A 22,592-nucleotide genomic window follows, 5' to 3' on the forward strand; every position below is an offset into this window, starting at 1 on the left:
GACATGCTCAGTGGTGGCGCTGGCTATTGGCGGGCTGTCAGCGTCAGCAGCACCGCTTCCGGCTTGCACGCGATCCGCACTGGCGCGAAGCGTGAGGTGCCGATGCCGCCAGAGACGTTGACCGGCGTCGCACGTCCGTTGTTTTCCCAGTCATGCAAGCCCTTTGCGCGCCACGTGGGGAGATCGCAGTTGGCAACCAAGGCGCCGTAGCCAGGTATGCAGATCTGGCCGCCATGGGTGTGTCCGGCGAGGATGAGGTCTGCGGAGTCGTTCGTGAAATGGTCCAGGACCCGTTGATAGGGGGCGTGGATGACGGCTACGCGCAGGTGCGGGCGGGAGTCCTGTCCGAGCGTGCCGCGTGGCCAGCCAGCGTAGCGCTCCCGATTCAGATGGGGGTCGTCCACTCCGGAGAAATCGAAACGGATCCCGTTGATGGGCAGGGACTGGTGCCTGTTGGTGAGGTCGATCCAGCCCGACATCCCGAAACCGGAACGCAGCCGAGGCCAATCGAGCTCGACCGGATTGTTCTTGACGCGCGACGGGCCGCGCAGATACGCTGCCGGATTCTTGAACCGCGGGGCGTAGTAGTCGTTGGAGCCCGGGACGAAGACGCCCGGGAACTTCAACAGTGGCCGCAATGCATCCAGCAGCGGAACGACGGCGTGGGGGTGGCTGAGATTGTCACCAGTGTTCACCACGAGGTCAGGCTCAAGCGCCGCGAGCGAACGCAGCCATTCGGCCTTCCTGCGTTGGCTAGGTACGAAATGGATGTCGCTTATGTGCAGCACCCGGAGGGGAGCCGAGCCTTCGGGCAGGATGGGAACGGTCTCCTCCCGGAGCACGAACTGGTTCTTTTCCCAGAGGCCATAAGCAAAGCCCGCAACGCCGGCGGTTGCGCCCGCCGCTGCGGTGACGGCAAAGCCGCGTCCGATGCTTCGGACGCGGCTTGCCAGCGATTCAATGACGGGCTTGGAGCCGCTAGCCATTCTTGTTTCCGTTGCCATTTCCATTGCCGTTCCCGTTGCTGCTCGGCTGGGTGCTCGGAGAGGTGTTGCCCGGAGTGGTGGTGCTCGGCGTCGACGGCTTGTACCCCGGAGGATCCAGAAGGTTCGACGGCGGGGCCGGGAACGGGTTGGTTCCATAGGCGGGAGCAACCTGGAGCATGTAGTTGGAGAACTGCGGACCGGCGATCATGTAACCGTCAATGCCTTGGTAAAACTTTCCATTGATGGTGACGTTCTGTCCCGCTCGGCTCTGGCTGCCCAGCGGATCGCCGAACCACGTGGCCGTTGCAAGGCCGGAAGTGTAGCCGGCAACCCAGGTGGAACCGTTTGAGTCGTTGGTTCCGGTCTTGCCCGCGATGGGGAAGTTGGTCTTGGTGGAGATTCGAGGCTGGATCAGCGAGCCGGAACCCTTGTTCAGAACCTCTTGCATGGCGTAAGCAACACCGTGAGCGACCTCGGGGGTGACCGCGCTCCTGCAGCTCGTGGACTGGGCCGGCAGCTTGGCGCCCGTCTGGTCGGTTACTGAGGTGATGGCGATCGGCTCGCAGTACGTGCCATTGTTGGCAAAGGTGGCGAAGGCGCTGGCCATAGTCAGTGGCGCGGTCTGGGTGGAACCAATCAGGTTGCCCAACGTTGTCATGGGAACCTTAGGGTTGGGATTGCTGGCGTCCGGCAGGCCGCCGTGGATGCCAACAGCATCGACGACCTTCTGGATGCCACACAGGTCAACCCTTGCAGCCGTGGCAAATGTCATGGTGTTGATGGAGTTGGCCAAACCATCCACCACTGTCATGGGTTTGTAATATCCACCCTCGGCGTTCTGGAGGTCATGGGTGCCATTGGTGCTGTCATACCAGCCGACCGTCGGAGTCGGGCAAGTATTCTTCCACGGGAAATTCTGGGGATACCGCCGGACGGTACCATCCAGCACAGTATTCATCGACTTGCCCTCGTTCAACCATTCGGCAAAAGTGAAGGGCTTCATGGTGGAACCGGGCTGGAAGCCGCCCAAACCGTTGAGGTCATTGCCGTTGGCATCCAGCTTGTCTACGTTGAAGTTCTGCTCGGCCTGGAACTTCCCGTCGGCTGGCAACCAGACGGTATTTTGGGCCATCGAGATGATCTTGCCGGTGCCCGGTTGGACCGACACCAAGGAAGCGCCCCATTTGTCCGGATTGGCGCCGGCGGAAGTGTCAACCTGGGTTTGGGCCACGGCCTGCGCCTTGGGGTCCAGTGTGGTTTGGATGGTCAGGCCACCCCGTGAGACGCGGTTGACGCGCTCGTCCGGCGTGGCGCCGTAGGCCGGGTTGTTGTAGAGCAGGTGCAGCACGTAGTCGCAGAAATACGCAGCAGTGGCGGAGTAGGGGCAGCCTTGGCGAGGCTGCGTGACCTTGGTGGTCACCGGCGTCGCGATGGCGGCGTCGTAGTCAGCCTTCTTGATCTTTCCCTGGTCCAGCATGAGGCCGAGTACAAGGTCGCGACGCTGCTTAGCGTGGTCCGGATTTGTCACCGGATCGTAGTAGGACGGGCTGTTGACGACGCCGGCCAGCAAGGCGGCCTGCGGCAATGTGAGGTCCTTGGCGCTGGCGCTGAAGAAGAGCCTCGATGCGGCCTCGATGCCGTAGGCGTCCTTGTTGAAGAAGACGATGTTGAGGTAACCCTCAAGGATCTGCTGCTTGGAGAACTTCTTCTCCAGTGCGATGGCCAGCTTCATTTCCCGGAGTTTGTCGCCGACGCCTTTGTTGACGCCGTTGAGCTTGACGTCGGAAGCCTTGTTCTGGGAAACGAGGGACTCATTGATGACGTTGTTCACATACTGCTGGGTGATGGTGGACGCACCCTGCTGTTTTCCGCGCGCTGTGCTGACGATGGCGCGCATGATGCCGGTGGCGTCGATGCCGCCGTGCTCATAGAAGCGGCTGTCCTCAACCGAGACGATCGCGTCCTTGATGAAAGGGCTCATCTGGTCGAGCGAGACCCGCGTGCGGTTCTCAGAGTAGATGGAGGCGATCTGGCTGCCATCCGCGGCCAGGATAGTGGTCGCCTGGCTGGGCGGGTTCACCTGAAGCTCCGCCGGCAGCGTGTCAAAGAACTGAATGGACCCACTCGCCGCACTGCCTGAAACGGCAGCCGCGGGGACGAGCAAGCCCGCCACCAGGACACCACAAATAGCGCTCACACCGAGGAATCCGAGGATCTTTCCAAGAGTGGTGGCAGTGTCGAATAGCGGGTTCCTACGAGTCACCATGTTCACCACTTTACCGGCAAGGGCTAGTCTTTCTTTCATGACCAAATGGGAGTACGCGACGATTCCGCTCATCATTCACGCCACAAAGCAGATTCTGGACCAGTGGGGAGAGGACGGCTGGGAGCTCGTCCAGGTTGTTCCCGGACCCGATGGAAACGGACTTGTTGCATACTTGAAGAGGGAGAAGCAGTAACAATGACAACCCCCGCAGAAGCCAGCGTTGGCGCGGATTCCACAGCTCCGGCATCCGCCGTCGAGCAGCGCCTTGCCGAACTGGGACTGACCCTGCCGGCTGTTGCCGCTCCGGTGGCCGCCTACGTTCCGGCCATCGTCTCCGGCAACCACGTCTACACCTCCGGACAGCTGCCCTTCATTAACGGCAAACTCGAAGCTACGGGCAAAGTCTCCAGCGGTGAAGAGGGTCTTTCGGAAGAGCCCACGGTGTCTCCGGAAGACGCGCAGATGTATGCAGCCGTCTGTGCAGTCAATGCCTTGGCTGCCGTCAAGAGCGTCATCGGGGACCTCGATCGCATCACGCGCATCGTAAAGGTCGTCGGCTTCGTGGCTTCCGATGCCTCCTTCACCGGCCAGCCCGGTGTAATTAATGGTGCATCCGAGCTCCTCGGGCGTGTCTTCGGCGACAAAGGGCAGCACGCGCGTTCCGCCGTCGGCGTTGCAGTCCTTCCGCTTGACTCTCCCGTCGAGGTCGAGTTGATCGCTGAATTCAGCTAAGGAACCGGTTCACTCAATTGCCACAACTAGCCCGACGCCTGTTTGCGTTACCCCCTGAACTAGAAGGGGCTGCACGGAATTGGCTTGAGCTCGGCGAACGGGCCCCCCGCGCCGCGCGTTTTGCATCATCTGTTGTCCTGCTCCGCGATTCGCCTACCGGCCTGGAAACGTGGATGGGTTACCGTCCCGGTTCCTCGCCGCTGGGCGTTGTCGCGTTTCCCGGCGGATCGCTGGAACCCACCGACGAGGACGCCCTCGGCTGGCTGGGCCCCTCACCTCAGCATTGGGCTGAGACGCTAGGGACCGCCGACGTCGGACTTGCCCGCCGCCACGTGGTGGGCGCCATCCGCGAACTGTTCGAGGAAACCGGCGTGCTTCTGGCCGGCCCTGACCTGTCCTCCACAGTGGAGGCGACATCCACTCCCGAGTGGATGAAGGCCCGCGAGGCCGTAGCAGCGCAGGACAAGTCCTTCACGGATGTCCTGGCCAAGCGTGGCCTGTCGCTGCGGACGGACCTGCTCAAGCCGCTCGTCAACTGGCTCAGCCCGGACTTCGCGCACCGTCGCTTCAACACCCGCTACTTCGCGGCAACCCTTCCGGTTAACCAACAGCCCTCGCTGCTGGCCAGCAAGGGTGTCTGGGGGCGTTGGGTGTGCGTTTCCAAACTTATGGCCGATCGCGAAACCACTGCGCTTGGGGACGAAATCGGCCAGGAAAACACGCGTGGCTTGCCACTGGGCCAATTGCTGGTGCCGGGCTCGGAGATCATCCTCGAGAAGATGGCCGCTGCCCAGGGCTGCATTGCGTACCTCAGTTACAAACGGAAGCCACACATGTACCAGCCGCGGCTCGTCGAAGAGGATGGCGCACTCATGCTCGAAGTCGAGGCCGCCCGGACGGTTTCAGGGGAGCCGCAGCGGGAGCGCTGAGCTGCCACAATCCCGGACGGAAGCCCGACATCCTCGGCGTGCTCGCTCGTGCCTCGCTTAGACGCACGCTGCCGGATGCCGGGCTTCTGTCCTTCCCCAGATTGTCCCCATCCCGCTCATGCAAAAGGTCGCCCTGGTTCAACCGGGGCGACCTTCGTGCATGTGTGTCTTGGTGGATAGTTACCGGGAGCGCTGGCGGAGGCGCTGCATGTCCAGGATGACTACTGCGCGGGCCTCCAGGCGGAGCCAACCGCGCTGGACGAACTCGGCAAGGGCCTTGTTGACCGTCTCGCGGGAGGCTCCGACCAGCTGGGCCAGTTCTTCCTGCGTGAGTTCGTGGGCCACCAGGACGCCGTCGGTCGCGGGCCGGCCGAAGCGGTCCGCGAGGTCCAGCAGGGCCTTGGCGACACGGCCCGGGACGTCCGAGAACACGAGGTCGGACAGGGAATCGTTGGTGCGGCGCAGGCGGCGGGCGAGGGCCTGCAGCAACTGTGCCGACACCTCGGGCCGAGTGCGCAGCAGGGCGTTGAGGCTTTCGTTCTTCAGGCCTGCCAAGCGGGTCTCGGAAACGGCCGTGGCTGTCGCGGTGCGCGGGCTGGGGTCGAACAGGGCCATCTCGCCGAAGAGCTCGCCCGGGCCGAGGATGGCCAGCAGGGATTCGCGGCCGTCCGGAGAGGTGCGGCCGAGCTTAACCTTGCCGGACACGATGAAGTAGAGCTGGTCACCCTGATCGCCCTCGCGGAAAACGGACGCTCCGCGTGAAAGGTCCACCTCTGTGAGTTCGTCCGTCAGCAGACGGAAAGCGTCGTCGTCAAGGGTGGCGAAGAGGGGTGCGCGGCGCAATACCTCGATATCCATGAAATCTCCTGAGTAAAAGTTCGGCTGGGGCGCTTCAGCCATTGTTTCAGAATTTTGTCGCGTCTGTGACGTAGTTGGCAGCTGAAACGCCCTAAATCACGCGGAAGAGGCCCAAAATCGCGCCCCAATCGGCCGGGAATGCCCTGCCGGGCGGCGGCTTCGCGATCTGGACGACAGCTTGCTCCTGAAGGGAAGCTGTCAGTCTGTGCAACTACAATTGGGGCTTACTCGGCTGTGAGGAGCTTTGGTGTTCGGCTTGACCATCTTGGACCTGGCGTTGATTTTGACGCTTCTTTCCTACCTGATCTACGGACTGCGCAACGGCTTCTTCGTGACGCTCGGAGGAATCGCAGGCTTCGCAGTAGGCGCAGCGGCTGCTTTTATTGCGGTCCCGCTCGTCGGCGACTGGGTGAAGGACAGTGGCTGGAGGCTGACCGCCATTATCGGCTCGGCCGTGGTGCTCATTGTCCTGGGGCACGGGCTCGGTACCTGGATCGGCCAGAGGGTCCGCAAAGCGGTGCGCATCCAGCCCTTGCACGCCCTTGACCGCGTGCTGGGTGGTTTCGTTAGCTTGGTAGTCGCCGCACTGGTCATGTCCATGTTGGCGTTCAGCATCGGCTCTCTGGGTGTGCCCTTCGTTTCGCAGCAGCTCGCCGATTCCAAGGTGATCCGCTTCATCGACACCATGACGCCCACGCCCGTCAAGGCCAGCGTGGCGCAACTGCGTTCCACGGTCATGGGCAACGGCATTCCGCAGCTCATCGAGGGCATCGGCCCCGTGGCTCCTGTGCCCGTTCCGAACACCAGCACGGACACCCCCGCACTCAACAATGCGGCCCAATCCGTGCTGAAGATCGCCGGTACCGCTTACCAATGCGGCCAAAACCAGACGGGTTCCGGCTTCGTGGTTTCCCCCGGCCGCGTGGTGACCAACGCGCACGTCGTGGCGGGCGTGTCGCAGCCTGTAGTGGAAATCCCCGACGGAGGTGCGTTGCCTGGTCGAGTGGTCTACTTCGACAGCCAACGCGACCTGGCCGTGGTCGCCGTCGACGGTCTCCCGACGGCGGCGCTCCAATTGAGCGCCGACCTTCCGGCTGGTTCGCCGGCGGCCTTCGCAGGCTACCCCCACGGTGGTCCGTTCCAGTCCAAGCCGGCCGCGGTGGAGGGCATCTCGACCCTGCTGGTCCCGGACATTTATGGCAACAACCCGTCCCCGGAGCAGGTCTACAAGCTGGCCGGAGACGTGCAGCCGGGCAATTCGGGCGGTCCGCTGCTGACGACCCAGGGGCAGGTTGCCGGCGTGGTCTTCGCCAAGACCACTTCGGATGTGGCAGTGGGCTACGCCCTCACCATGGACGAGCTGTCGCCAGTGGCCCAGCAAGCGCCATCCCTGAGCGACGCGGTGTCGTCGGGCCAGTGCACCAAGAAATAGCCCTGCCGACCAAGGGACATGCTCAGCGTTTGATCTAAGCACTGGACATAATGCCCATATGTCCATCGCTGGCCTCTAAGAATGAGCATGTCCCCAGAAGTGGGGCGCACATGTCCAACCCTGGCCTCTAAGAATGGGCATGTCCCCAGGGGAGTGCCGAGGGAACCCTGCTCCGTCCGAGGATCTAGACCGCGGTGGCGAGGTAGTCGATGGCCAGCTTGTAGCCCTGGACTCCTGCGCCGACGATCACTGCGGAGCACACCGGAGACAGGTAGGAGTGGTGCCGGAATTCCTCGCGCTGGTGCACATTGGTGATGTGGACCTCGACGGCGGGAAGCTGCACTGCCGCAAGGGCGTCCCGCAGTGCCACGGAAGTATGTGTGTAGGCACCAGCGTTGATGACGATCCCGACGGCGGTTCCGCGGGCTCCGTGTATGGCGTCCAGGAGGTCGCCCTCATGGTTGGACTGGACGCAGTCCACTGTGAAGCCGTTGGCCTCGGCGGCTGCCATGGCGAGCTGTTCGACGTCGGCCAACGTGGAAGTGCCGTACTTTTCCGGCTCGCGCGTGCCCAGCAGGTTCAGGTTGGGGCCATTGAGGACGAGGATGGTGCCGCGACCGGCTTCGGTGGCGGTGGGAGCTTCAGTCATGACTCCCAATCTATCGGTGCGCCGAGCCGGTCCGGCGTTTCTTACGCTGCCCGCTGCGCCGCGGCGCTGGACAGCGTAAGAAACACCCAACAGCGTAAGAAACGCCAAACAGCAGCTACACCGCGGTGCAGCTGAGCAGCAGCGCGTGCTCCGGGTTCAGGACCGGCATCGGAAGCCCCACCTCCGCAAGGAATCGGCCGCTCGCCTGGGCCCCGGATGGCAACCATACCGGCGGCTGCACCTGGGTGAACGTGCGGGCATAGTCGGCATCGCCGGGGGCCGGGAAAATGGCTTGCACCCTGTAGGAACGCTCGGGGTCGAGGCCCGGAACAGCCAGCCGTCCGGGTTGTTCCGCGAACGACGTCCGGGTGCTGACGACGGCGAACAAGCCAGAGTCGCCGTCGTCGGACACAACGCCGTGCAGCATCAGCGAGTCGTCCGGGACGTCCGCACGGACCATCCGTCCGCTGTGGATGAGCCCGCGGTGCTCCTTGTAGAGCTCGATGAAGCGCTTGAGTTCCTCGCGTTCGGCACCGTGCACCTGGCGGACATCCCATTCCATGCCGAAATGCCCGAACATCGCAGTGATGGCGCGGAAGGAGAGATCGTGCGTGCGGGCCGTGGTGTGCGAGGTGGTGGGTCCGATGTGCCCGCCCACCAGTTCCGGTGGAACCACGACGCCGGTCCAGCGCTGGATGGTCTGCCTCTCGAGGGCGTCGTTGCAGTCCGATCCCCAGATACGATCGGTCCGCTCGAGGATGCCGAGGTCCACCCGGGCCCCGCCCGAAGAGCAGCTTTCGATCTCGACACCGGGGTGTGCCTTGCGGAGCTCGTCGAAGAGCCGGTAGGCCGCAAGGGTCTGCGCATGCACGGATGCCCGGCCTGCATGGCCATGCTCGCTGAGGTCCCGGTTCTGGTCCCATTTGAGATACTTGATGTTGTTTTCCCCAAGCAGGGCGTCGATCCGTTCGAACACGTACTGCCAGGCCACGGGGTTGACGAGGTCGATGATGTGCTGGTGGCGCCATTCCAGGGGGAGGCGGCCGCCGTTCTTGTGGGAGAGCGCCGCGGGGCCCACGATCCAGTCGGGGTGCCCCCGGGCAACATCGGAATCCAGGTTGACCATTTCCGGTTCCACCCAGAGCCCGAATTCCATGCCGTGGGAGTTCACGGCCTCGATGAGCGGTGTCAGGCCGTCGGGCCAAAGGGTTTCGTCGACGTACCAATCACCCAGGCCGGCGTGGTCGTCACGGCGCCCGCGGAACCAGCCGTCGTCGAGCACGAAGCGCTCAACGCCCAGTTCCGCAGCGGACTCCGCGAGCTCGATCAGGGTGTCCAGCTTGTGGTCGAAGTACACGGCCTCCCAGGTGTTCAGGACCACCGGGCGGGCCTTGCCGGCGGGGAGCCCCGTGGAAGCCGCGGGCAGGACGTGGTGCGGGCGGGACCGGAACCAGCTGTAGAAGGCTTCGCTGATGCCGTCCAGGCCGCGGTCCGAGTAGGCGGCAAACAGTGCGGGCGTGGTGTAGCCCTCGCCGGGCTGGAGCACCACTTCGGCCGGGCCCAGGAGCTCGGAGCCGCCGATCATGGTACGGCCATCGGCCACGGTGTCGGCGAATTGTTCGTGGTTGCCGCTCCAGGCCAGGTGGGTGGCCCAGACCTTCCCGTGGCGATTGCCGAATCCGGCGGTACCCGCCGCGAAAAGCAGCGAGGAATCGTGCCCCGTGCGCCCGTGGCGTCCCGTCCGCACCCAGGTCCCTTGCTGGACGGCCCGGCGCTGTGGGTGCCGTTCGCGGCACCAGCGCCCGGTGAGGTCGAGGAGTTCGACGGCGTCCGGCCCCACCGGGAGGACGGTGGCCAGTTCGTCGAGCTGGAAGGGGGACGTGCCGTCGTTGACGGCAGTGTGGCGCAGCTCGAGGAGGCCGCCGGGGTGAAGGGTGAGCGTGGACGTCACGGTGATTCCGGCGTCGGGATCCTTCTGGACAATCGCTGCAGAGGCGACGGCGGAACTGCCGTCAGCCTGCACATCCACTACGCGAAGCCGGAGCGAAAAGTCCAGTCCAGGGACGCCGTCGGCGATTCGCTGGCCGCGGAGGCCCGGGCGGCCCTGCCAGGCGGAGGAGCCTTGGGGGAGGAGCGCCGCCGGTACGTTCGCGTCGACGGCGGAGTGCGGGATGGGTTCGCCCAGGATGGCGAGGTCCGGGAGGGCGCTGCCAAGATCGGCACCCCAGTGGATGACCTCGGCCTCTCCGTTATCGAAACTGACCACCAGGCTTGTGCCGGCGGAACGGAGGTGGAGCGGGTCCATGTGCTGGTTCCCTTTCAGAGAGTCGGGGGAGTGCGTTAAGAGGGAGTGGAGAGTCCGGGCGCCGCCGTCAAAGGAGTGAAGCGGCGGCGCCCGGACCGGTTTGGCGGGGCTGCGGCGTTGCTGATCAGGATAGCGGGAGCCCTGCCGTTGAAGGGCTCTCGCCGAGGGACTATTTCGAGAAGAGGGCGTTGACCTGGTCGTTGGCAGCCGTGAGGGAGCTCGCCGGTGCCTTGCCCGCGATAACGGCGTCCATGGCCGGCTTCATGATGCCCGATACCTTGGCGGCGTTGTCGGTAATAGGGAGCAGGAAGGTGGACTTGTCCTTCACGTGCTGGGTGAAGGCGGAGACGTCAATGCCCTTTGCCGTGAAGGCGGCGGCGGCCTTGTCGGTGGAGGTCTTGATTGCCGGGAAGACAACGGCCTTGGATGCTACGACGTCCTGGCAGGCCGAGGAGCCGAGGTACTCTACCCACTTGATGGAGGCGTCCTTCTTCTTGGTCCCGGCCCAGATGGAGTCGGCCAAGCCGTTGAACATTGAGGCGTTCTTGCCGTCAACGCCCTTCGGGGTGGGGGCGATGCCCAGGTCGATGCCCTTATAGCCGCTGTACTGGCCGATCATCCAGTCGCCGTTAGCGTTGATGGCGGCCTTGCCGGCGCCGAAGGCGTCAGGTGCGTTGGCCCCAACTGTGGTCTCAAGCTTGGGCATGTAGCCCTTCTGGGCCAGTGAAGCCCACCAGGCGATGGTGTCCTGGACGCGCTTGTCATCGTAGTTGAAGTGCGAGCCCCAGGGGGTCTTGTCCGTGGCGCTCCAGCCCGTGGTGGCTGAGAGGAAGCTCCACTGGGTCTGTCCGGCGTTTTCGGCGTCGGAACCGGGGAGCCCAAGTCCGAACACCGCGACGTTGTTCTTGTCGAAACCGGGCTCGTCGCCTCGCTTGCCGTTCTTGTCAACGGTGAGGTGCGCGATCGCCTTCTCGTAGCTTCCGCCGTCCTGCGGGTTCCAGCTCAGCGAGGCCATCTGCTCAGGCGAGAGGCCGGCGTCGGCTGCCATCTTCTTGTTGTAGAAGAGGCCAACGGTGTCCCAGTCCTTCGGAAGGCCGTAGCGCTTGCCGTCTTGGCCCACCCAGAGGTCCGCGAGGCCAGCGTTGTACTGGGCGAGGTCCACCTTGTCCTTGGACACCGCGTCGTCGAGTGCGACGAGCTGTTTGGTCTTGATGAATTCCGGGTACTTGGAAAGGTGGTCGGTGAAGACATCGGGGGCGGTTCCAGAGGCCATCCCGTTGGTGATCTTGCCCCAGTAGTCATCCCAGCCCGTCTGGGTGATCTTGACCGTGATGTCCGGGTTGGCCTTGTGGAAGTCATCCGCGCACTGCTGGTAGGCGGGAAGCTGGTTCGCGTCCCAGAGCCAATAGCTGACCTCGCCCTTGGCAGAGTCGGCGCTGCTGCCTCCTCCGCTCCCGCAGGCGGAGAGGGCGAGGGTGGCCACAGCGGCAGCGGCGACGGCGCCGAGTAGTTTCTTTTTCATGGTGGGACCTTTCGGGTGGGGAGGGTTGGGCACACGGCATGAGCCGGCCCGTTGGGGACGTGATGGAGGAAGGACTACTTCGTGCCGCTGAAGCCGATCGAGTTGACGATCTTCTTGCCGAAGATCGCGAACAGGATGAGGACGGGAAGGGCGGAGATCAGGGTTGCGGCCATAAGGCCGGACCAGTCCGGGGCGCCCTGCGGGGACTGGGATTTGAAGACGCCCAGTCCCACCGTGAGCACGCGCGATTCCTCGGAGGTCCCGACCAGGAGCGGCCAGAAGTATTCGTTCCACTGGCCCATGAAGGTGAGCAGGGCGAGGGTCGCGATGGGGGCGGCCGCGTTGGGCATGACGATCTGGAAGAAGATCCGCCAGTGTTTCGCGCCGTCGAGCATTGCGGCTTCCTCCACCTCGCGGGACATGTTGAGGAAGAACTGGCGCATGAAGAAGATCGCGAACGGGGTCATGAACAGGTAGGGCAGGACCAATCCGAGCATCGAGTTGAGCAGGCCCAGGTTTTTCACGAGGAGGAAGTTCGGCAGGGCCGTGAAGATCGGTGGGACCAGCATGGTGCCGAGGAAAAGCGTGAAGACGCCGTCGCGGCCCTTCCAACGCAGCCGGGCGAAGGCGTAGGCCGCCATTGAACTGAAGAACACGGCGCCCGCGGTGGTGATGCTCGAGAAGAGCAGGGAGTTCAACAGGTATTGCCAAAAGTTGATGGAGGCACCGGAGCCGCCCTCGGCGATGGCTTCGGAGGCGGTCTGGAGGCCGAAGACGCGCTTGAAGGCACCAAGGTTGAAATCGGCAGGGAGGAGGCTTGCCGAGTTTGCGGCAAGCGATCCGTTGGTGGAGAAGGCCGTGCGCAGAACCCAATAGAACGGCAGCACGCTCACTGCAATGGCGATGGCAAGCAGCACCCAGGCGCTTGCGCGGCGCCAGTTGAACGGACGACGGCGGGTGCCTGCCTTGAGGGAGGAAACGGTGGTCATGTTGTGTCCTTAGTCCAGGTCCGACTGGTTGCCGCGCAGGAACTTCATCTGGATGAAGGCCACGATCGCGAGGATGAGGAAGAGGATCACGGCGAGGGCCGAGCCGTAGCCGAAGTCTTGCTCGTTGAAGGCGCGCTGGTAGATGTAGTACTGCAACACGCGGGTTGCGTTGACGGGGCCGCCCTGGGTGGTGACGGCAACGGTGTCAAAGACCTGGAACGAACCGATAACGGTCACCACGAGCACCAGGGCGAGAACGGGACGCAGCAGCGGGAGGGTGATCCGCCAGAAGGTGCTGACCGCCTTGGACCCGTCAATGCTGGCTGCTTCGTACACCGTGTTGGGGATGGCCTGCAGGCCTGCGAAGATCAGCAGCGCGGTGTAGCCCATATGCCGCCAGGTGTTGATGAGCGCCTGCGTGGGGATAGCCCATTGCTCACTGCCGAAGAAGGCCACGCGGGGCAGCCCGAACCACTCAATGAACTGGTTGACGATGCCGATCTGGTAGTCGAGCATCCAGAACCACAGCAGCGCGGCAATGACGTTCGCCATGAGGTACGGAAGCAGGAGCGCCCCGCGGATGAGGGTTGACTTGGCCACCCGGTGCATGAGGATTGCGAGGCCCAGGGCAAGGAGCGTCTGAAGCACGATATTGATGACGACGTATTCCGACGTGACCCCAAGGGCGTTCCAGAAGAGCGGGTCCTTGGCGATCTGTTGGTAATTCTTGACGCCTATCCATTCCGGGTCTCCGAGGATGCTGTACTCGGTGAAGCTCAGGTAGATGCCGCGGATGGTCGGCACCAGGTAGAAGAGCACGAAGCCGACCATCGCCGGGGCGATGAAGAGGAGCGCGATCTTAAGATCGCCGATGCCGCGGAAACCTGCACCGGGCTTTCCCCTTTTTTGCGATTTCCGTGACTTCCGCGACCGGCCGGCAGCGGAGAGCTCCGGATCAGGATGTTTGGTGAGCGTGGTCATCTTCGACCCTTCCCTGACTGTGATATGGGTTACAACTGATGGAAATCTACACGAGTAGATCTGAAGGGGTCAAGTGATCTTGTGAACTTTTGTTCGATTATTTTAGATTTATTGCTTTTTGTTGACTCGAGTAGATCCCGGTGATTCACTGGCCTGAGTCACTCGTCGAGCCCCTCCCGGCGCGGCGGGGACATTCTGAAGCCACCCACATGAATCGAAGGGCTAACAATGACGTTTTCAATGGGAGTAGTAGGCCTCGGCCAGTTCGGCGGCCAATTTGCCCACCTCTTCAAGCTCCACCCCGGAGTTTCCTCGGTCTACGCAGTGGACGAGTTCCCTGAACGCGCGTCCAAAGCTGTTGAACAGCTGGGGCTCGACGGCACCATGGGCAGCTTCGACGAGTTGCTGGCCTCCGACGTCGACGCCGTCGCCATCTTCACGCAGCGCTGGACGCACGGGCCGTTGGTGATCAAGGCGCTGCGCGCCGGGAAGCACGTCTATTCGGCTGTTCCGATGGCAATCTCCGAGGAACAGATCTCCGGAATCATCGACGCCGTGCGTGAAACCAAGCTTGTCTATGCCATGGGAGAGACCAGCTTCTACAACCCCGCCACCGTCTATGCCCGCAAGCAGCACGCCGCCGGCAAGTTCGGCCGCATCTTCTACACCGAAGGCGACTATGTCCACGACATGGACCTCGGATTCTACGAGGCCTACCAGTACAGCGGCGGCGAAAACTGGAAAGCAACTGCAAGCTACCCGCCCATGCTGTACCCGACCCACGCCATCGGAGGCGTGCTGGGCGCCATACCGGGGCACGCCGTGAGCGTCAGCTGCATCGGCGTCAAGGATGACCGCGGCGACGGCGTCTTCGACAAGGAAGTCAGCATGTTCGACAATGACTTCTCCAACGCCACTGCGCTGTTCGAAATGAACGACGGCGGCGTGATGCGCACCAACGAGATGCGCCGCGTCGGCTACCCCTCGCACATCCGGGAATCGCGCTTCCGCTTCTTCGGCACGGAGGCAAGCTTTGAACAGCTGGCCACCACCACGCTGTGGCAGGACAAAAAGGGAGTACTCGACGTCTCGGACCAGGTGGAGACCAAGCCCAGCATGTCGGCCGATGACCCCTCGTTGGCGGACGTCGCACCCGAACTTCGCGGTGCGTTCATCTCCGGCCTCGCTCCGGTGCACGACGCCGGCCGGCTCCCCGTTGAATTCGAGGGAGCCCCCACCGGGCACGAAGGCAGCCACCAGTTCCTGGTGGACGACTTCGTCACGGCCGTGAACAAAGGAAGCCTTCCCCCGGTCAACGCCTGGGTGGCGGCGCGCTTCACGCTTCCCGGCGTCGTGGCGCACGAGTCCGCCCTCCGCGGCGGCGAGCGGCTTCCCATCCGCGATTTTGGCGATGCTCCCGAGGCTTTGTAGCTAGCATGATCCAATGACAACTTCGGCAGTGCACACCCCGCGCGGACCGGTGACGCGCAAAGACGTGGCCCGGTACGCCGGGGTGAGCACCGCCGTCGTGAGCTATGTGGTGAACGGCGGCCCTAAGAAGGTGGCGCCGGCAACGGAAGCGAAGGTCCAGGAGGCCATCCGGATCCTGGGGTACCGGCCGAATGCCGCCGCGCGTGCGCTCAAAATGGGGTCCAACCAAACCCTCGGCCTCGTGATTCCCGACTCCAGCAACCCGTTCTGGGCGCTGCTGGGACACGCGGTGGAAGTGGCTGCCGCCGAGCGCGGATATGCCCTGCTGTTGACGAATTCCGACAACAACCTGGACTCCGAACGCCGCCACATACGCAACCTCGCTGACCGGCAGGTTGATGGAGTGGTCCTGGCCAGCGTCATGTTCGAACCCGATCTACTGGAGCTTTTCGGCACGGAAATCCGATCGGTCCTGCTGAACCATGCCTCGGTCGCCCCTGGTTTCAACAGCGTGGGCGTGGACCTTGAAGCCGGAGCCCGCCTGGCCGTGCAACATTTGATCGGCCACGGACACACCAACATCGGACTCGCCATGGGCATCACGGCCGATAACGAGGCTGACGGGCGCGAGGAGGGTTGGCGGCGGGCGCTGGAAGCTGCCGGACTCCCGGTTGGGCCGCTCGCTCGCGGTGGGTTCGACCGCCCCGGGGGCTATGCTGCCGGACAGCGCCTCCTGGCCGCGGACAACCGCCCGACGGCGATCTTCGCCAGCTCCGATATGCAGGCAATCGGACTCCTCCGGGCAATCCGCGAGGCTGGCTTGTCCGTTCCGGACGATATCGCCGTGGCGTCCTTCGACGGTTCGATCGAGGCCGAATACAGCTGGCCGGCCCTGACCACGGTGGAGCAGCCCGTGTGGGAGATGGCAGAGGCCGCAGTGTCCGCACTGGTAGGCGAGAACCGGAACGAACCCCCGCAGCACAGGGTCTTCCCCACGCAGCTCCGCATCCGGCAATCGTGCGGGTGCCCGTAGCGCGTTCCCCCTCCCCACGCTAAGGTGCGGCGATCTTGAGCTTCCCGACGCCGTCGGCGAGGATGCGCCGGGCATCCTCGCCGAGATGCGAGTCCGTCACGAGTACGTCGGCTTCCTCCAGCTGGGCAATCGAGGCGATGCCCACCGTTCCCCACTTGCTGTGATCCGCCAAGACCACCACGTTGCGGGCCGCACTGATGAAGGCCCGGTTGGTCTCGGCTTCCTGCAGGTTCGGCGTGGTGAATCCCGCGTCGGCATCCATGCCGTGGACGCCCAGGAAAAGGGTGTCCAGGTGCAGTTGCTTCAGCGCGGCCGTGGCGATGGGACCCACCAAGGCGTCCGACGGCGTGCGCTCGCCGCCCGTCACGATGACCGGGAAACCCTGCCGGGAACCCGAGGCATTGTGGAACAGATCCGCGATCCTGATGGAGTTCGTCACTACGGTGATCCGCGGGCCTTCCAGGAGTACCTTGGCGAGCTCGTAGGTGGTGGTTCCGGCGCTCAGTCCCACGGCCATGCCCTCATGGACCAGGGTGGCGGCTTCGACGGCGATCGCGTGCTTTTCATCGATCAGCTGGGTGGACTTGAGTTCGAAGCCGGGTTCGTGGGTCCGGGCATCGCCGGGTATCTTGGCCCCGCCATGGATACGTTCGACGAGTCCGGACTCCTCAAGCGACTCGATGTCGCGCCGAACGGTCATCGCTGAGACGCCCAGCAGTTGCGCGAGGTCCGAGACACGGACAACCCGTTCACGCTGGACGGCGTCGACAATGGCGGTGTGGCGGGCTGCCTGAAGCATCGGAGCCTTTCTGGACGACGGGGGGGTGGCTAAGCGGGAGTGGCGACGACGGCGACGCCTCCGGCAGTAAGGTTTAGCGTACCTCCGGTGGGTGACCCGCTCAGGAGCTCGACGCCGTCGAGCGGCACCTCCACGTCCTGCGCGCTGTGGTTGATGACGAAGGTCCAGGCCTTGGTGCCGTTGCTCCTGCGGACGATTTCCACATCTTCCGGAGGCTGGACACCCAGGACCGGCTCCACCCCGGCGTCCGAGCAGAGGAGCTGCACCAGTTCGGCAAGCCCCTCGCGGCCCAGGCTCGTGGCCACGTAGTAGGCGGAGCCGCGTCCGGCGGACCCGGCCCTACGGGTCACTGCCGGCGAGCCGTCGACGCCGGACCCGCCCGTGGCTGCACCGCCGTCGAACGTGGCAAGAACCTCCGCCGCGGTTGCCTTACCCAGCTCGCTCCAGACCGTCCCGGAGCCGAAGCGGCTCAAACCGACGGCATCCCCGGATCGCAGGGGGAAGAATTCCTCCATGCTCACGCCGAGCAGTTCGGAGAACGCCCCTGGATAGCCGCCGCCGTTGACCGGGTCCATGCGGATGTGGTCGTTCTGGTCGACGATTCCGGAGAAATAGGTGATCACCAGGGTTCCGCCGGCTTCGACATACTCGTGGAGTTTTGCCGCGCCTTCATCCGTGACCAGGTACAGCATGGGCGCAATCACTAATTTGTAGCCGGAAAGGTCATCGGTGCTTTGCCGGATGTCCGTGGTGACGCCGGCCCGGTAGAGGGCATCGTGCCAACGCCGCGTTTCCGGGAGGTTCCGTGCGTCCTCACTGGGGTGCGAGTCCAGTTCGGTGCCCCAGCGGGCGTCGGTGTCGTGGATGATGCAGGCTTCGGCTTGGACCGTGGAGCCGGCCACCTCCGAAATGCTCTCGAGCGCACGGCCGAGCTCCACCACTTCGCGCCACACTTTGCTCTCGCGGCCGGTGTGAGGGACCAGTCCGGAGTGGTACTTTTCGGCCCCGGCGCGGGAGGCGCGCCATTGGAAGAACAACACTCCGTCGGTTCCGCGGGCCACGTGTTGCAGGGAGTTGCGCAGCATTTCGCCCGGCGCTTTCGCCACATTGCGGGGTTGCCAGTTGACTGCCGAGGTGGAGTGTTCCATCAGGAGCCATGGTTTGCCCTGTGCCCAGCCGCGGGTGAGGTCCGCCGTCATGGCCAGATCCTGGAAGTTCCGTTCGTCGGAGGCGATCAGATAGTGGTCGTTGGACACGACATCCATGTGTCCTGACCAGCGCCAATAGTCAACAGGGGCGTTCAGGCCCATGTTGAAGCCCATGAAATTGGTGGTCACCGGGTGCTTCGAATGTGCCTTGATGATGTCTGCCTCTGCGTTGAAGCACTCAAGAAGGGCATCGGAGGAGAACCTCGCGAAATCCAGTTGCTGCGTGGGGTTCACCCACGTTCCCGAGCGGCGCGGCGGCAGGATCTCGGCCCAGTCGTAGTAATGCTGGGACCAGAAGGCCGTGCCCCAAGCCTCGTTGAGCGCGTCCAGGCTCCCGTACCTGGCCTGGAGCCATTCCTGGAAGCCACGCTCCGCGTGGGGGCCGAAGTCCGGCTGGTTGTGGCAGCCATACTCGTTGTGGACATGCCACATCACGACGGCGGGGTGCCCCGCGTAGCGCTGCACGATCGCCGTCGTCAGGGCTGCTGCCGCCCGGCGATAGTCGGGCGAGCACGCCGCGAAGGCCTGCCGCGAACCGTAACTTTGCCGGACGCCGTCGGCATCCACCGGGAGTGAATCGGGGTACTTGCGGCTGAACCACGGCGGGGGAGAAGCACTCGCGTTCGCCAGATCCACGCTGATGCCGTTGCTGTGGAGCAGGTCGAGGATCCTGTCGAGCCAACCGAATTCGTACCGGCCTTCTTCGGGCTCCAGAAGGGCCCAACTGAAGATGCCGACACTGACCAGGTTCACCCCGGCTTCCTTCATCAGGGCGACGTCGTGTTTCCAGACCTCTTCGGGCCATTGTTCTGGGTTGTAGTCGCCGCCGAACGCGATCCGGCCGCCCAGCTTGTCCACGATGTAATCCATTGCCATGCGTTTTATCCTTTGCTGGAACCGAGCGTGAGACCGGCCACGAATTGGCGCTGCAGCACGAGGTAGATGATCAGGGTGGGTATCACAGTGATGGTGGCGCCCGCTGCGAGCAGGTTGTAATTGCTGAGGAACTCGCCCTGCAGGTTATTGATTGCTGTAGTGATCGGCAGCCGGTTACCGCTTTGGATGAAGAGCAGCGGCCAGAAGAAGTCGTTGTAGATGAAGATGACTTCCAGGGTTCCGAGCGCCGCGAGGGCGGGCCTGCACAGCGGCAGGATGATGTTCCAGTACTGCCGCCAGATCCCGGCACCGTCCACCAGCGCGGCCTCTGTCAAGTCGGACGAGAGGGCCTTCATGTAGTTGGAGAGCACGAAGGTGCAGAAACCGATCTGGAATGCCGTGTCCACGGCGATCACCGAGATATAGGTGTTGAGCAGGTTGCCGGAATCGCTGAACGAGTAGGGCAGCGTGACGTGTTTGAACATCTCGAACAACGGGGCTGCCAGGACCTGCGGGGGCAGGAGGTTGCCGGCCGTGAACATGATCAGCAGCGTGATGTTGAACTTCCAGCTCACCCTGGAGACGGCAAATGCCATCATCGAGGCAAAGAACAGGGTCAAAAGCACCGAGGGGACGGTGATGATCACCGAGTTCAACAGATACTTCGAGAATCCGCCTTGGGTCCAGGCCGTGATGAAGTTGTCGAGATTGAAAGTGCCGCCAAGGCTGAAGTAGCCGAATTTGTCCGTATCCGCCTTGGGACGCAAAGCCGTGAACAAGGACCAACCGAGCGGAATCAGCCACATGATTGCCATGACGGTCAGGAAAATATGGGTCCCGTAGTGGCGCTTCCCGGAGGTCCGGGTTCCGCCTGCGGCTGCCGTGCGCGGGATGGGGTTGGCGAGGGTGCTCATGCCTTGCTCTCCTTGCCGAAGGTGCGGATGAGGTAGAAGACGATGGGAATCAGCGAGATGACCAGGAGAATCACCGCGAGGGACGAGCCCACTCCGATCACCTGGCCTTCGCCGATCAGGTTCTGGATCACCAGGGCGCTGATCAATTCAAGGCCGTTGGTCCCTCGGTTAATGACGTACACGATGTCAAAGGCACGCAGCGACTCGATGATGGTGATCACCACGATCACGATGTTCACGGGGCGCATTGCCGGGAAAACGATGCGGAAGAACGTCTGCGCCGCATTGGCGCCGTCGATCGACGCCGCTTCCTTCAGCGAGGGGTCCACTCCCTTGAGCCCGGCCAAGTACAGGATCATGACGTAGCCCGCGTGACGCCAGGTAGCTGCGACCATGGCCGCCCAGATGTTGACGTTGGAATTCCCGAACCAGTCCACGGCTTGAGGTGTGCCCGCCGTGCCCAGGAGATAGTTCAGCAGCCCGCTGTCCCGGTTGTAGAACAGCTGCCAGATGATGCCGATGAGGGCCAGCGACAACATGACGGGCGTGAAGAAGATGCTCTGGTAGATCTTGCTGCCGCGGATCTTCTGGTCCAGGAGCACGGCCAGCAGCAGTCCGAGGGGTGTCGCGATGAGGGCCAGGAAGACGAGCCACAGGACGTTGTGTTGGATGGCGGGCCAGAACGGGGGGTAGTCCTGGACCACATAGCGGTAGTTGTCCGTCCCGGCGGCCTTGATGTCCTTCAGGTCCAGGCCGTTCCAGCGGGTGAAGCTCAGCGCAATGGAGAAGAGCGTGGGCAGCCAGACCAGCAGGAGCTGGATCAGGGTGGGCACGCCCACCATGATCGCGAGGATGAATTTGTCGCGGCGGGTGAGGCGGCGGACCCTGCCTGCTTTGCCGCTCCGCCTGCCGGTGCCGGGCCGGCTCTTGCCGGCAATGGTTCGCCCAACAGCACCGGGCTCGCTGTCCGGTGCTGCCGGTTTCTCGGCGGTAGTACTCATGGGGATTCCTTCAGCTACTGGGCTGCGTAAAGGGTCTTGGCCTGCGCTTCAAGGTTCTTGACGTCCACGGTGCCGTCCTTGATGAAGGACTGGAGTGCGGGGATCATTACGTTGTTGGCCATGGCCGGGAGGGCGTCCCGGTCCAGGAACTGGCTGATGTACTTGGCATTGGCGATGGTGTCCGCGCACTTCTTGTTCAGCGGGGTGAACTTCGAGGTGTCGGCGCCCTTGACGGTAGCGATGTTGGAGCCATCCACGGCTGAGTAGGCATTCTGGCCTTCGGCTGATCCCATGAACGCCAGGAAGTCGTGCGCCGCCTTGTTGTCGCCGCCTTTCTTGGACAGGAGCAGTCCGTCGATAGGGGCTTCGACGGCGTCGGTGCCTTCCACAGCGATTTCCGGGAACGGGAAGAAGTCGATGTCCGCCAGCACGGCGGGATCCGTGAATTGCTGGGTCACGAACGAACCCAGCAGGTACATACCGGTCTTCTTGGCTTCGAGGGCCTTGGCCGCGTCCTGCCAGGTCTGGCCGAGGGCATTGGGGTCTTGGAACGGCAGGAGGGCCTTCCAGGTGTCGAAGACATCGCTGACCTTCTTCTGGTCCCAGCTTTCCTTGTGGGCGGTCAGGTCCACGTGGAATTGGTAGCCGTTGAGGCGCATGTTGATGTAGTCGAAGGTTCCCATCGCGGGCCAGCCGTCCTTGTCCGCGAAGCCGATGGGGATGATGCCGTCGGACTTCATCTTGGTGGCCAAGGTCTTCAGCTCATCGAACGTCTTGGGGACTGCGTAGCCCTTTTCCGCCCAGAAGCTCTTCCGGTAGAAGAAGCCCCAAGGGTAGTTGTAGTTGGGGACCAGGTACATCTTGCCGTCCGGCCCGGTGGAGGCCTTCTTCATGGCATCGGAGAAGTTGCTGCCGATCGTTGCCCACACGTCGTCTACGGGAGCCAGGAGGCCCTTGCCCGCGTAGTACTGCATGCGGTAGCCGGCGAACCACGTGAAGGCATCGTCCGGGCTGCCCTGGAGGTAGGAGTTGATCTTGTTCTGGAAGTCGTTGTGCGGGACGACGTTGGTGGCCACCGTGACGCCGGACTTCTTGGTGAAGGCATCGGTGACGGCTTTGTAGGCTGCCTTGGGAACATCGTCCGAGGAGCCCGAGCCGAAGGTCAGGCTGTTCGACGAGGCTCCGGGAGCGGGCCCGGAGCCACCGGTGCAGGCAGCCAGCAGCGGGATACCGGCGAGTCCGGCGGCGCCGATACCGAGCGTTTTCAGGATGGTGCGGCGTCCAGGGCCAGCATTGTAGGCCGACTGGAACGGGTCAAGATTCGCTGCCATGTTCTCTCCCTTGAAAGCGTGGTGCTTGTGAGTTTTCTCACGTAGAACTCGACTATAACCGCTCAAAAGAGAACATGAAAGAACTAAATATAACATTCTTGCGACGGCGGGTTTTAAGACAAAAGCGGCGGTCCTCTTTGCAGAGAACCGCCGCCCTTGCGTGGTGGCGTGGCGCCGCGTGGTTTGGGCGTGAGCCTACTTCTTCAGCGACTGCGCGATCTGGGCCATGATGGTGGGATCGGAGAGGGTGGTGGCGTCGCCGGGTTCGCGGCCTTCGGCGACGTCTTTGAGGAGGCGGCGCATGATCTTGCCCGAGCGGGTCTTGGGCAGTTCGGGGACCACGAGGATGT

Annotated in this window: 19 protein-coding genes; 6 read left to right on the plus strand and 13 right to left on the minus strand. The window is 63.4% G+C overall.

Annotated features, from left to right (window positions below):
• Window positions 1–23 precede the first annotated feature (23 nt).
• Together AB4074_RS21500 and AB4074_RS21505 are read right to left on the minus strand one after the other, a co-directional pair.
• Window positions 24–986: a metallophosphoesterase gene (locus AB4074_RS21500; protein WP_441415211.1), complete on the minus strand. Its 963-nt coding sequence runs from the start codon at window positions 984–986 to the stop codon at window positions 24–26.
• Window positions 979–3,252: a transglycosylase domain-containing protein gene (locus tag AB4074_RS21505; RefSeq protein ID WP_441415212.1), complete on the minus strand. Its 2,274-nt coding sequence runs from the start codon at window positions 3,250–3,252 to the stop codon at window positions 979–981. Before AB4074_RS21505 ends, AB4074_RS21500 begins: the two co-directional genes overlap by 8 nt.
• A gap of 37 nt (window positions 3,253–3,289) precedes the next feature.
• Between AB4074_RS21505 and AB4074_RS21510 the strand changes: the two genes are divergently transcribed.
• The 3 genes from AB4074_RS21510 to AB4074_RS21520 are packed head-to-tail and all read left to right on the plus strand — an operon-like array spanning window position 3,290 to window position 4,913.
• Window positions 3,290–3,445 carry a DUF4177 domain-containing protein gene (locus AB4074_RS21510; RefSeq protein WP_009359196.1) on the plus strand — a complete coding sequence of 52 codons (156 nt, stop codon included), beginning with the start codon at window positions 3,290–3,292 and terminating at the stop codon, window positions 3,443–3,445.
• A 2-nt stretch (window positions 3,446–3,447) separates the two neighbouring features.
• Window positions 3,448–3,984: a RidA family protein gene (locus AB4074_RS21515; RefSeq protein ID WP_441415213.1), complete on the plus strand. Its 537-nt coding sequence runs from the start codon at window positions 3,448–3,450 to the stop codon at window positions 3,982–3,984.
• Window positions 3,985–4,001: 17 nt separating this feature from the next.
• The gene (locus AB4074_RS21520) at window positions 4,002–4,913 is read left to right on the plus strand and encodes an NUDIX hydrolase (protein WP_441415214.1); all 912 of its coding nucleotides are present in this window, start codon (window positions 4,002–4,004) and stop codon (window positions 4,911–4,913) included.
• Window positions 4,914–5,093: 180 nt separating this feature from the next.
• Here the strand turns inward: AB4074_RS21520 and AB4074_RS21525 are convergent, their stop codons facing one another.
• Window positions 5,094–5,771, minus strand: coding sequence for a Crp/Fnr family transcriptional regulator (locus tag AB4074_RS21525; RefSeq protein ID WP_011775987.1), 678 nt, complete (start codon window positions 5,769–5,771; stop codon window positions 5,094–5,096).
• Between the two features lie 247 nt (window positions 5,772–6,018).
• On the opposite strand from AB4074_RS21525, the gene AB4074_RS21530 reads away from it, so the two are divergent.
• Window positions 6,019–7,203 carry a MarP family serine protease gene (locus AB4074_RS21530; RefSeq protein WP_441415215.1) on the plus strand — a complete coding sequence of 395 codons (1,185 nt, stop codon included), beginning with the start codon at window positions 6,019–6,021 and terminating at the stop codon, window positions 7,201–7,203.
• A 184-nt stretch (window positions 7,204–7,387) separates the two neighbouring features.
• Here AB4074_RS21530 and aroQ read toward each other — a convergent pair whose 3' ends face one another.
• The 5 genes from aroQ to AB4074_RS21555 all read right to left on the minus strand — a co-directional run bounded on the left by aroQ (window position 7,388) and on the right by AB4074_RS21555 (window position 13,649).
• Entirely contained in the window at window positions 7,388–7,852 is a 465-nt protein-coding gene (aroQ, locus tag AB4074_RS21535) for a type II 3-dehydroquinate dehydratase (RefSeq protein ID WP_059389485.1), read from the minus strand.
• Between the two features lie 115 nt (window positions 7,853–7,967).
• The gene (locus AB4074_RS21540; RefSeq protein WP_441415216.1) at window positions 7,968–10,157 is read right to left on the minus strand and encodes an alpha-galactosidase; all 2,190 of its coding nucleotides are present in this window, start codon (window positions 10,155–10,157) and stop codon (window positions 7,968–7,970) included.
• Between the two features lie 169 nt (window positions 10,158–10,326).
• Window positions 10,327–11,679, minus strand: coding sequence for an ABC transporter substrate-binding protein (locus tag AB4074_RS21545; RefSeq protein WP_345449046.1), 1,353 nt, complete (start codon window positions 11,677–11,679; stop codon window positions 10,327–10,329).
• 74 nt (window positions 11,680–11,753) lie between these two features.
• On the minus strand, window positions 11,754–12,668 hold the full coding sequence (locus AB4074_RS21550; RefSeq protein ID WP_441415217.1) for a carbohydrate ABC transporter permease: 915 nt from the start codon (window positions 12,666–12,668) through the stop codon (window positions 11,754–11,756).
• A gap of 9 nt (window positions 12,669–12,677) precedes the next feature.
• The gene (locus tag AB4074_RS21555) at window positions 12,678–13,649 is read right to left on the minus strand and encodes a carbohydrate ABC transporter permease (protein ID WP_441415218.1); all 972 of its coding nucleotides are present in this window, start codon (window positions 13,647–13,649) and stop codon (window positions 12,678–12,680) included.
• A 228-nt stretch (window positions 13,650–13,877) separates the two neighbouring features.
• On the opposite strand from AB4074_RS21555, the gene AB4074_RS21560 reads away from it, so the two are divergent.
• Window positions 13,878–15,080, plus strand: coding sequence for a Gfo/Idh/MocA family protein (locus tag AB4074_RS21560; protein ID WP_441415219.1), 1,203 nt, complete (start codon window positions 13,878–13,880; stop codon window positions 15,078–15,080).
• A gap of 13 nt (window positions 15,081–15,093) precedes the next feature.
• Window positions 15,094–16,113 (plus strand): LacI family DNA-binding transcriptional regulator, encoded by a 1,020-nt coding sequence (locus AB4074_RS21565; protein ID WP_441415220.1) that lies wholly within the window; start codon window positions 15,094–15,096, stop codon window positions 16,111–16,113.
• Between the two features lie 19 nt (window positions 16,114–16,132).
• Here AB4074_RS21565 and AB4074_RS21570 read toward each other — a convergent pair whose 3' ends face one another.
• Genes AB4074_RS21570 through AB4074_RS21590 form a run of 5 tightly spaced genes read right to left on the minus strand, consistent with a single transcriptional unit; the run spans window position 16,133 to window position 22,242 of the window.
• Complete coding sequence (locus tag AB4074_RS21570) at window positions 16,133–16,912, minus strand: DeoR/GlpR family DNA-binding transcription regulator (RefSeq protein ID WP_441415221.1); 780 nt, start codon at window positions 16,910–16,912, stop codon at window positions 16,133–16,135.
• Between the two features lie 29 nt (window positions 16,913–16,941).
• Window positions 16,942–18,996 (minus strand): beta-galactosidase, encoded by a 2,055-nt coding sequence (locus tag AB4074_RS21575; RefSeq protein ID WP_441415222.1) that lies wholly within the window; start codon window positions 18,994–18,996, stop codon window positions 16,942–16,944.
• 5 nt (window positions 18,997–19,001) lie between these two features.
• Window positions 19,002–19,910: a carbohydrate ABC transporter permease gene (locus AB4074_RS21580; RefSeq protein WP_441415223.1), complete on the minus strand. Its 909-nt coding sequence runs from the start codon at window positions 19,908–19,910 to the stop codon at window positions 19,002–19,004.
• Window positions 19,907–20,911: a carbohydrate ABC transporter permease gene (locus AB4074_RS21585; RefSeq protein ID WP_441415224.1), complete on the minus strand. Its 1,005-nt coding sequence runs from the start codon at window positions 20,909–20,911 to the stop codon at window positions 19,907–19,909. The genes AB4074_RS21580 and AB4074_RS21585 overlap by 4 nt, the downstream gene beginning before the upstream one ends.
• A gap of 14 nt (window positions 20,912–20,925) precedes the next feature.
• A complete protein-coding gene (locus AB4074_RS21590) occupies window positions 20,926–22,242 on the minus strand; it encodes an ABC transporter substrate-binding protein (RefSeq protein WP_441415225.1) in 1,317 nt (438 codons plus the stop codon).
• Window positions 22,243–22,592 lie beyond the last annotated feature (350 nt).

Origin of the sequence: Arthrobacter sp. 2MCAF14, from assembly GCF_052115645.1 — a bacterium.
Taxonomy (GTDB): Bacteria; Actinomycetota; Actinomycetes; order Actinomycetales; family Micrococcaceae; genus Arthrobacter.

Coding starts and splice junctions, on each gene's coding strand:
- AB4074_RS21500 (WP_441415211.1), bottom strand. CDS start 986: ATGGCTAGCGGCTCCAAGCCCGTCATTGAATCGCTGGCAAGCCGCGTC.
- AB4074_RS21505 (WP_441415212.1), bottom strand. CDS start 3,252: ATGGTGACTCGTAGGAACCCGCTATTCGACACTGCCACCACTCTTGGA.
- AB4074_RS21510 (WP_009359196.1), top strand. CDS start 3,290: ATGACCAAATGGGAGTACGCGACGATTCCGCTCATCATTCACGCCACA.
- AB4074_RS21515 (WP_441415213.1), top strand. CDS start 3,448: ATGACAACCCCCGCAGAAGCCAGCGTTGGCGCGGATTCCACAGCTCCG.
- AB4074_RS21525 (WP_011775987.1), bottom strand. CDS start 5,771: ATGGATATCGAGGTATTGCGCCGCGCACCCCTCTTCGCCACCCTTGAC.
- aroQ (WP_059389485.1), bottom strand. CDS start 7,852: ATGACTGAAGCTCCCACCGCCACCGAAGCCGGTCGCGGCACCATCCTC.
- AB4074_RS21540 (WP_441415216.1), bottom strand. CDS start 10,157: ATGGACCCGCTCCACCTCCGTTCCGCCGGCACAAGCCTGGTGGTCAGT.
- AB4074_RS21545 (WP_345449046.1), bottom strand. CDS start 11,679: ATGAAAAAGAAACTACTCGGCGCCGTCGCCGCTGCCGCTGTGGCCACC.
- AB4074_RS21550 (WP_441415217.1), bottom strand. CDS start 12,668: ATGACCACCGTTTCCTCCCTCAAGGCAGGCACCCGCCGTCGTCCGTTC.
- AB4074_RS21555 (WP_441415218.1), bottom strand. CDS start 13,649: ATGACCACGCTCACCAAACATCCTGATCCGGAGCTCTCCGCTGCCGGC.
- AB4074_RS21560 (WP_441415219.1), top strand. CDS start 13,878: ATGACGTTTTCAATGGGAGTAGTAGGCCTCGGCCAGTTCGGCGGCCAA.
- AB4074_RS21565 (WP_441415220.1), top strand. CDS start 15,094: ATGACAACTTCGGCAGTGCACACCCCGCGCGGACCGGTGACGCGCAAA.
- AB4074_RS21570 (WP_441415221.1), bottom strand. CDS start 16,912: ATGCTTCAGGCAGCCCGCCACACCGCCATTGTCGACGCCGTCCAGCGT.
- AB4074_RS21575 (WP_441415222.1), bottom strand. CDS start 18,996: ATGGCAATGGATTACATCGTGGACAAGCTGGGCGGCCGGATCGCGTTC.
- AB4074_RS21580 (WP_441415223.1), bottom strand. CDS start 19,910: ATGAGCACCCTCGCCAACCCCATCCCGCGCACGGCAGCCGCAGGCGGA.
- AB4074_RS21585 (WP_441415224.1), bottom strand. CDS start 20,911: ATGAGTACTACCGCCGAGAAACCGGCAGCACCGGACAGCGAGCCCGGT.
- AB4074_RS21590 (WP_441415225.1), bottom strand. CDS start 22,242: ATGGCAGCGAATCTTGACCCGTTCCAGTCGGCCTACAATGCTGGCCCT.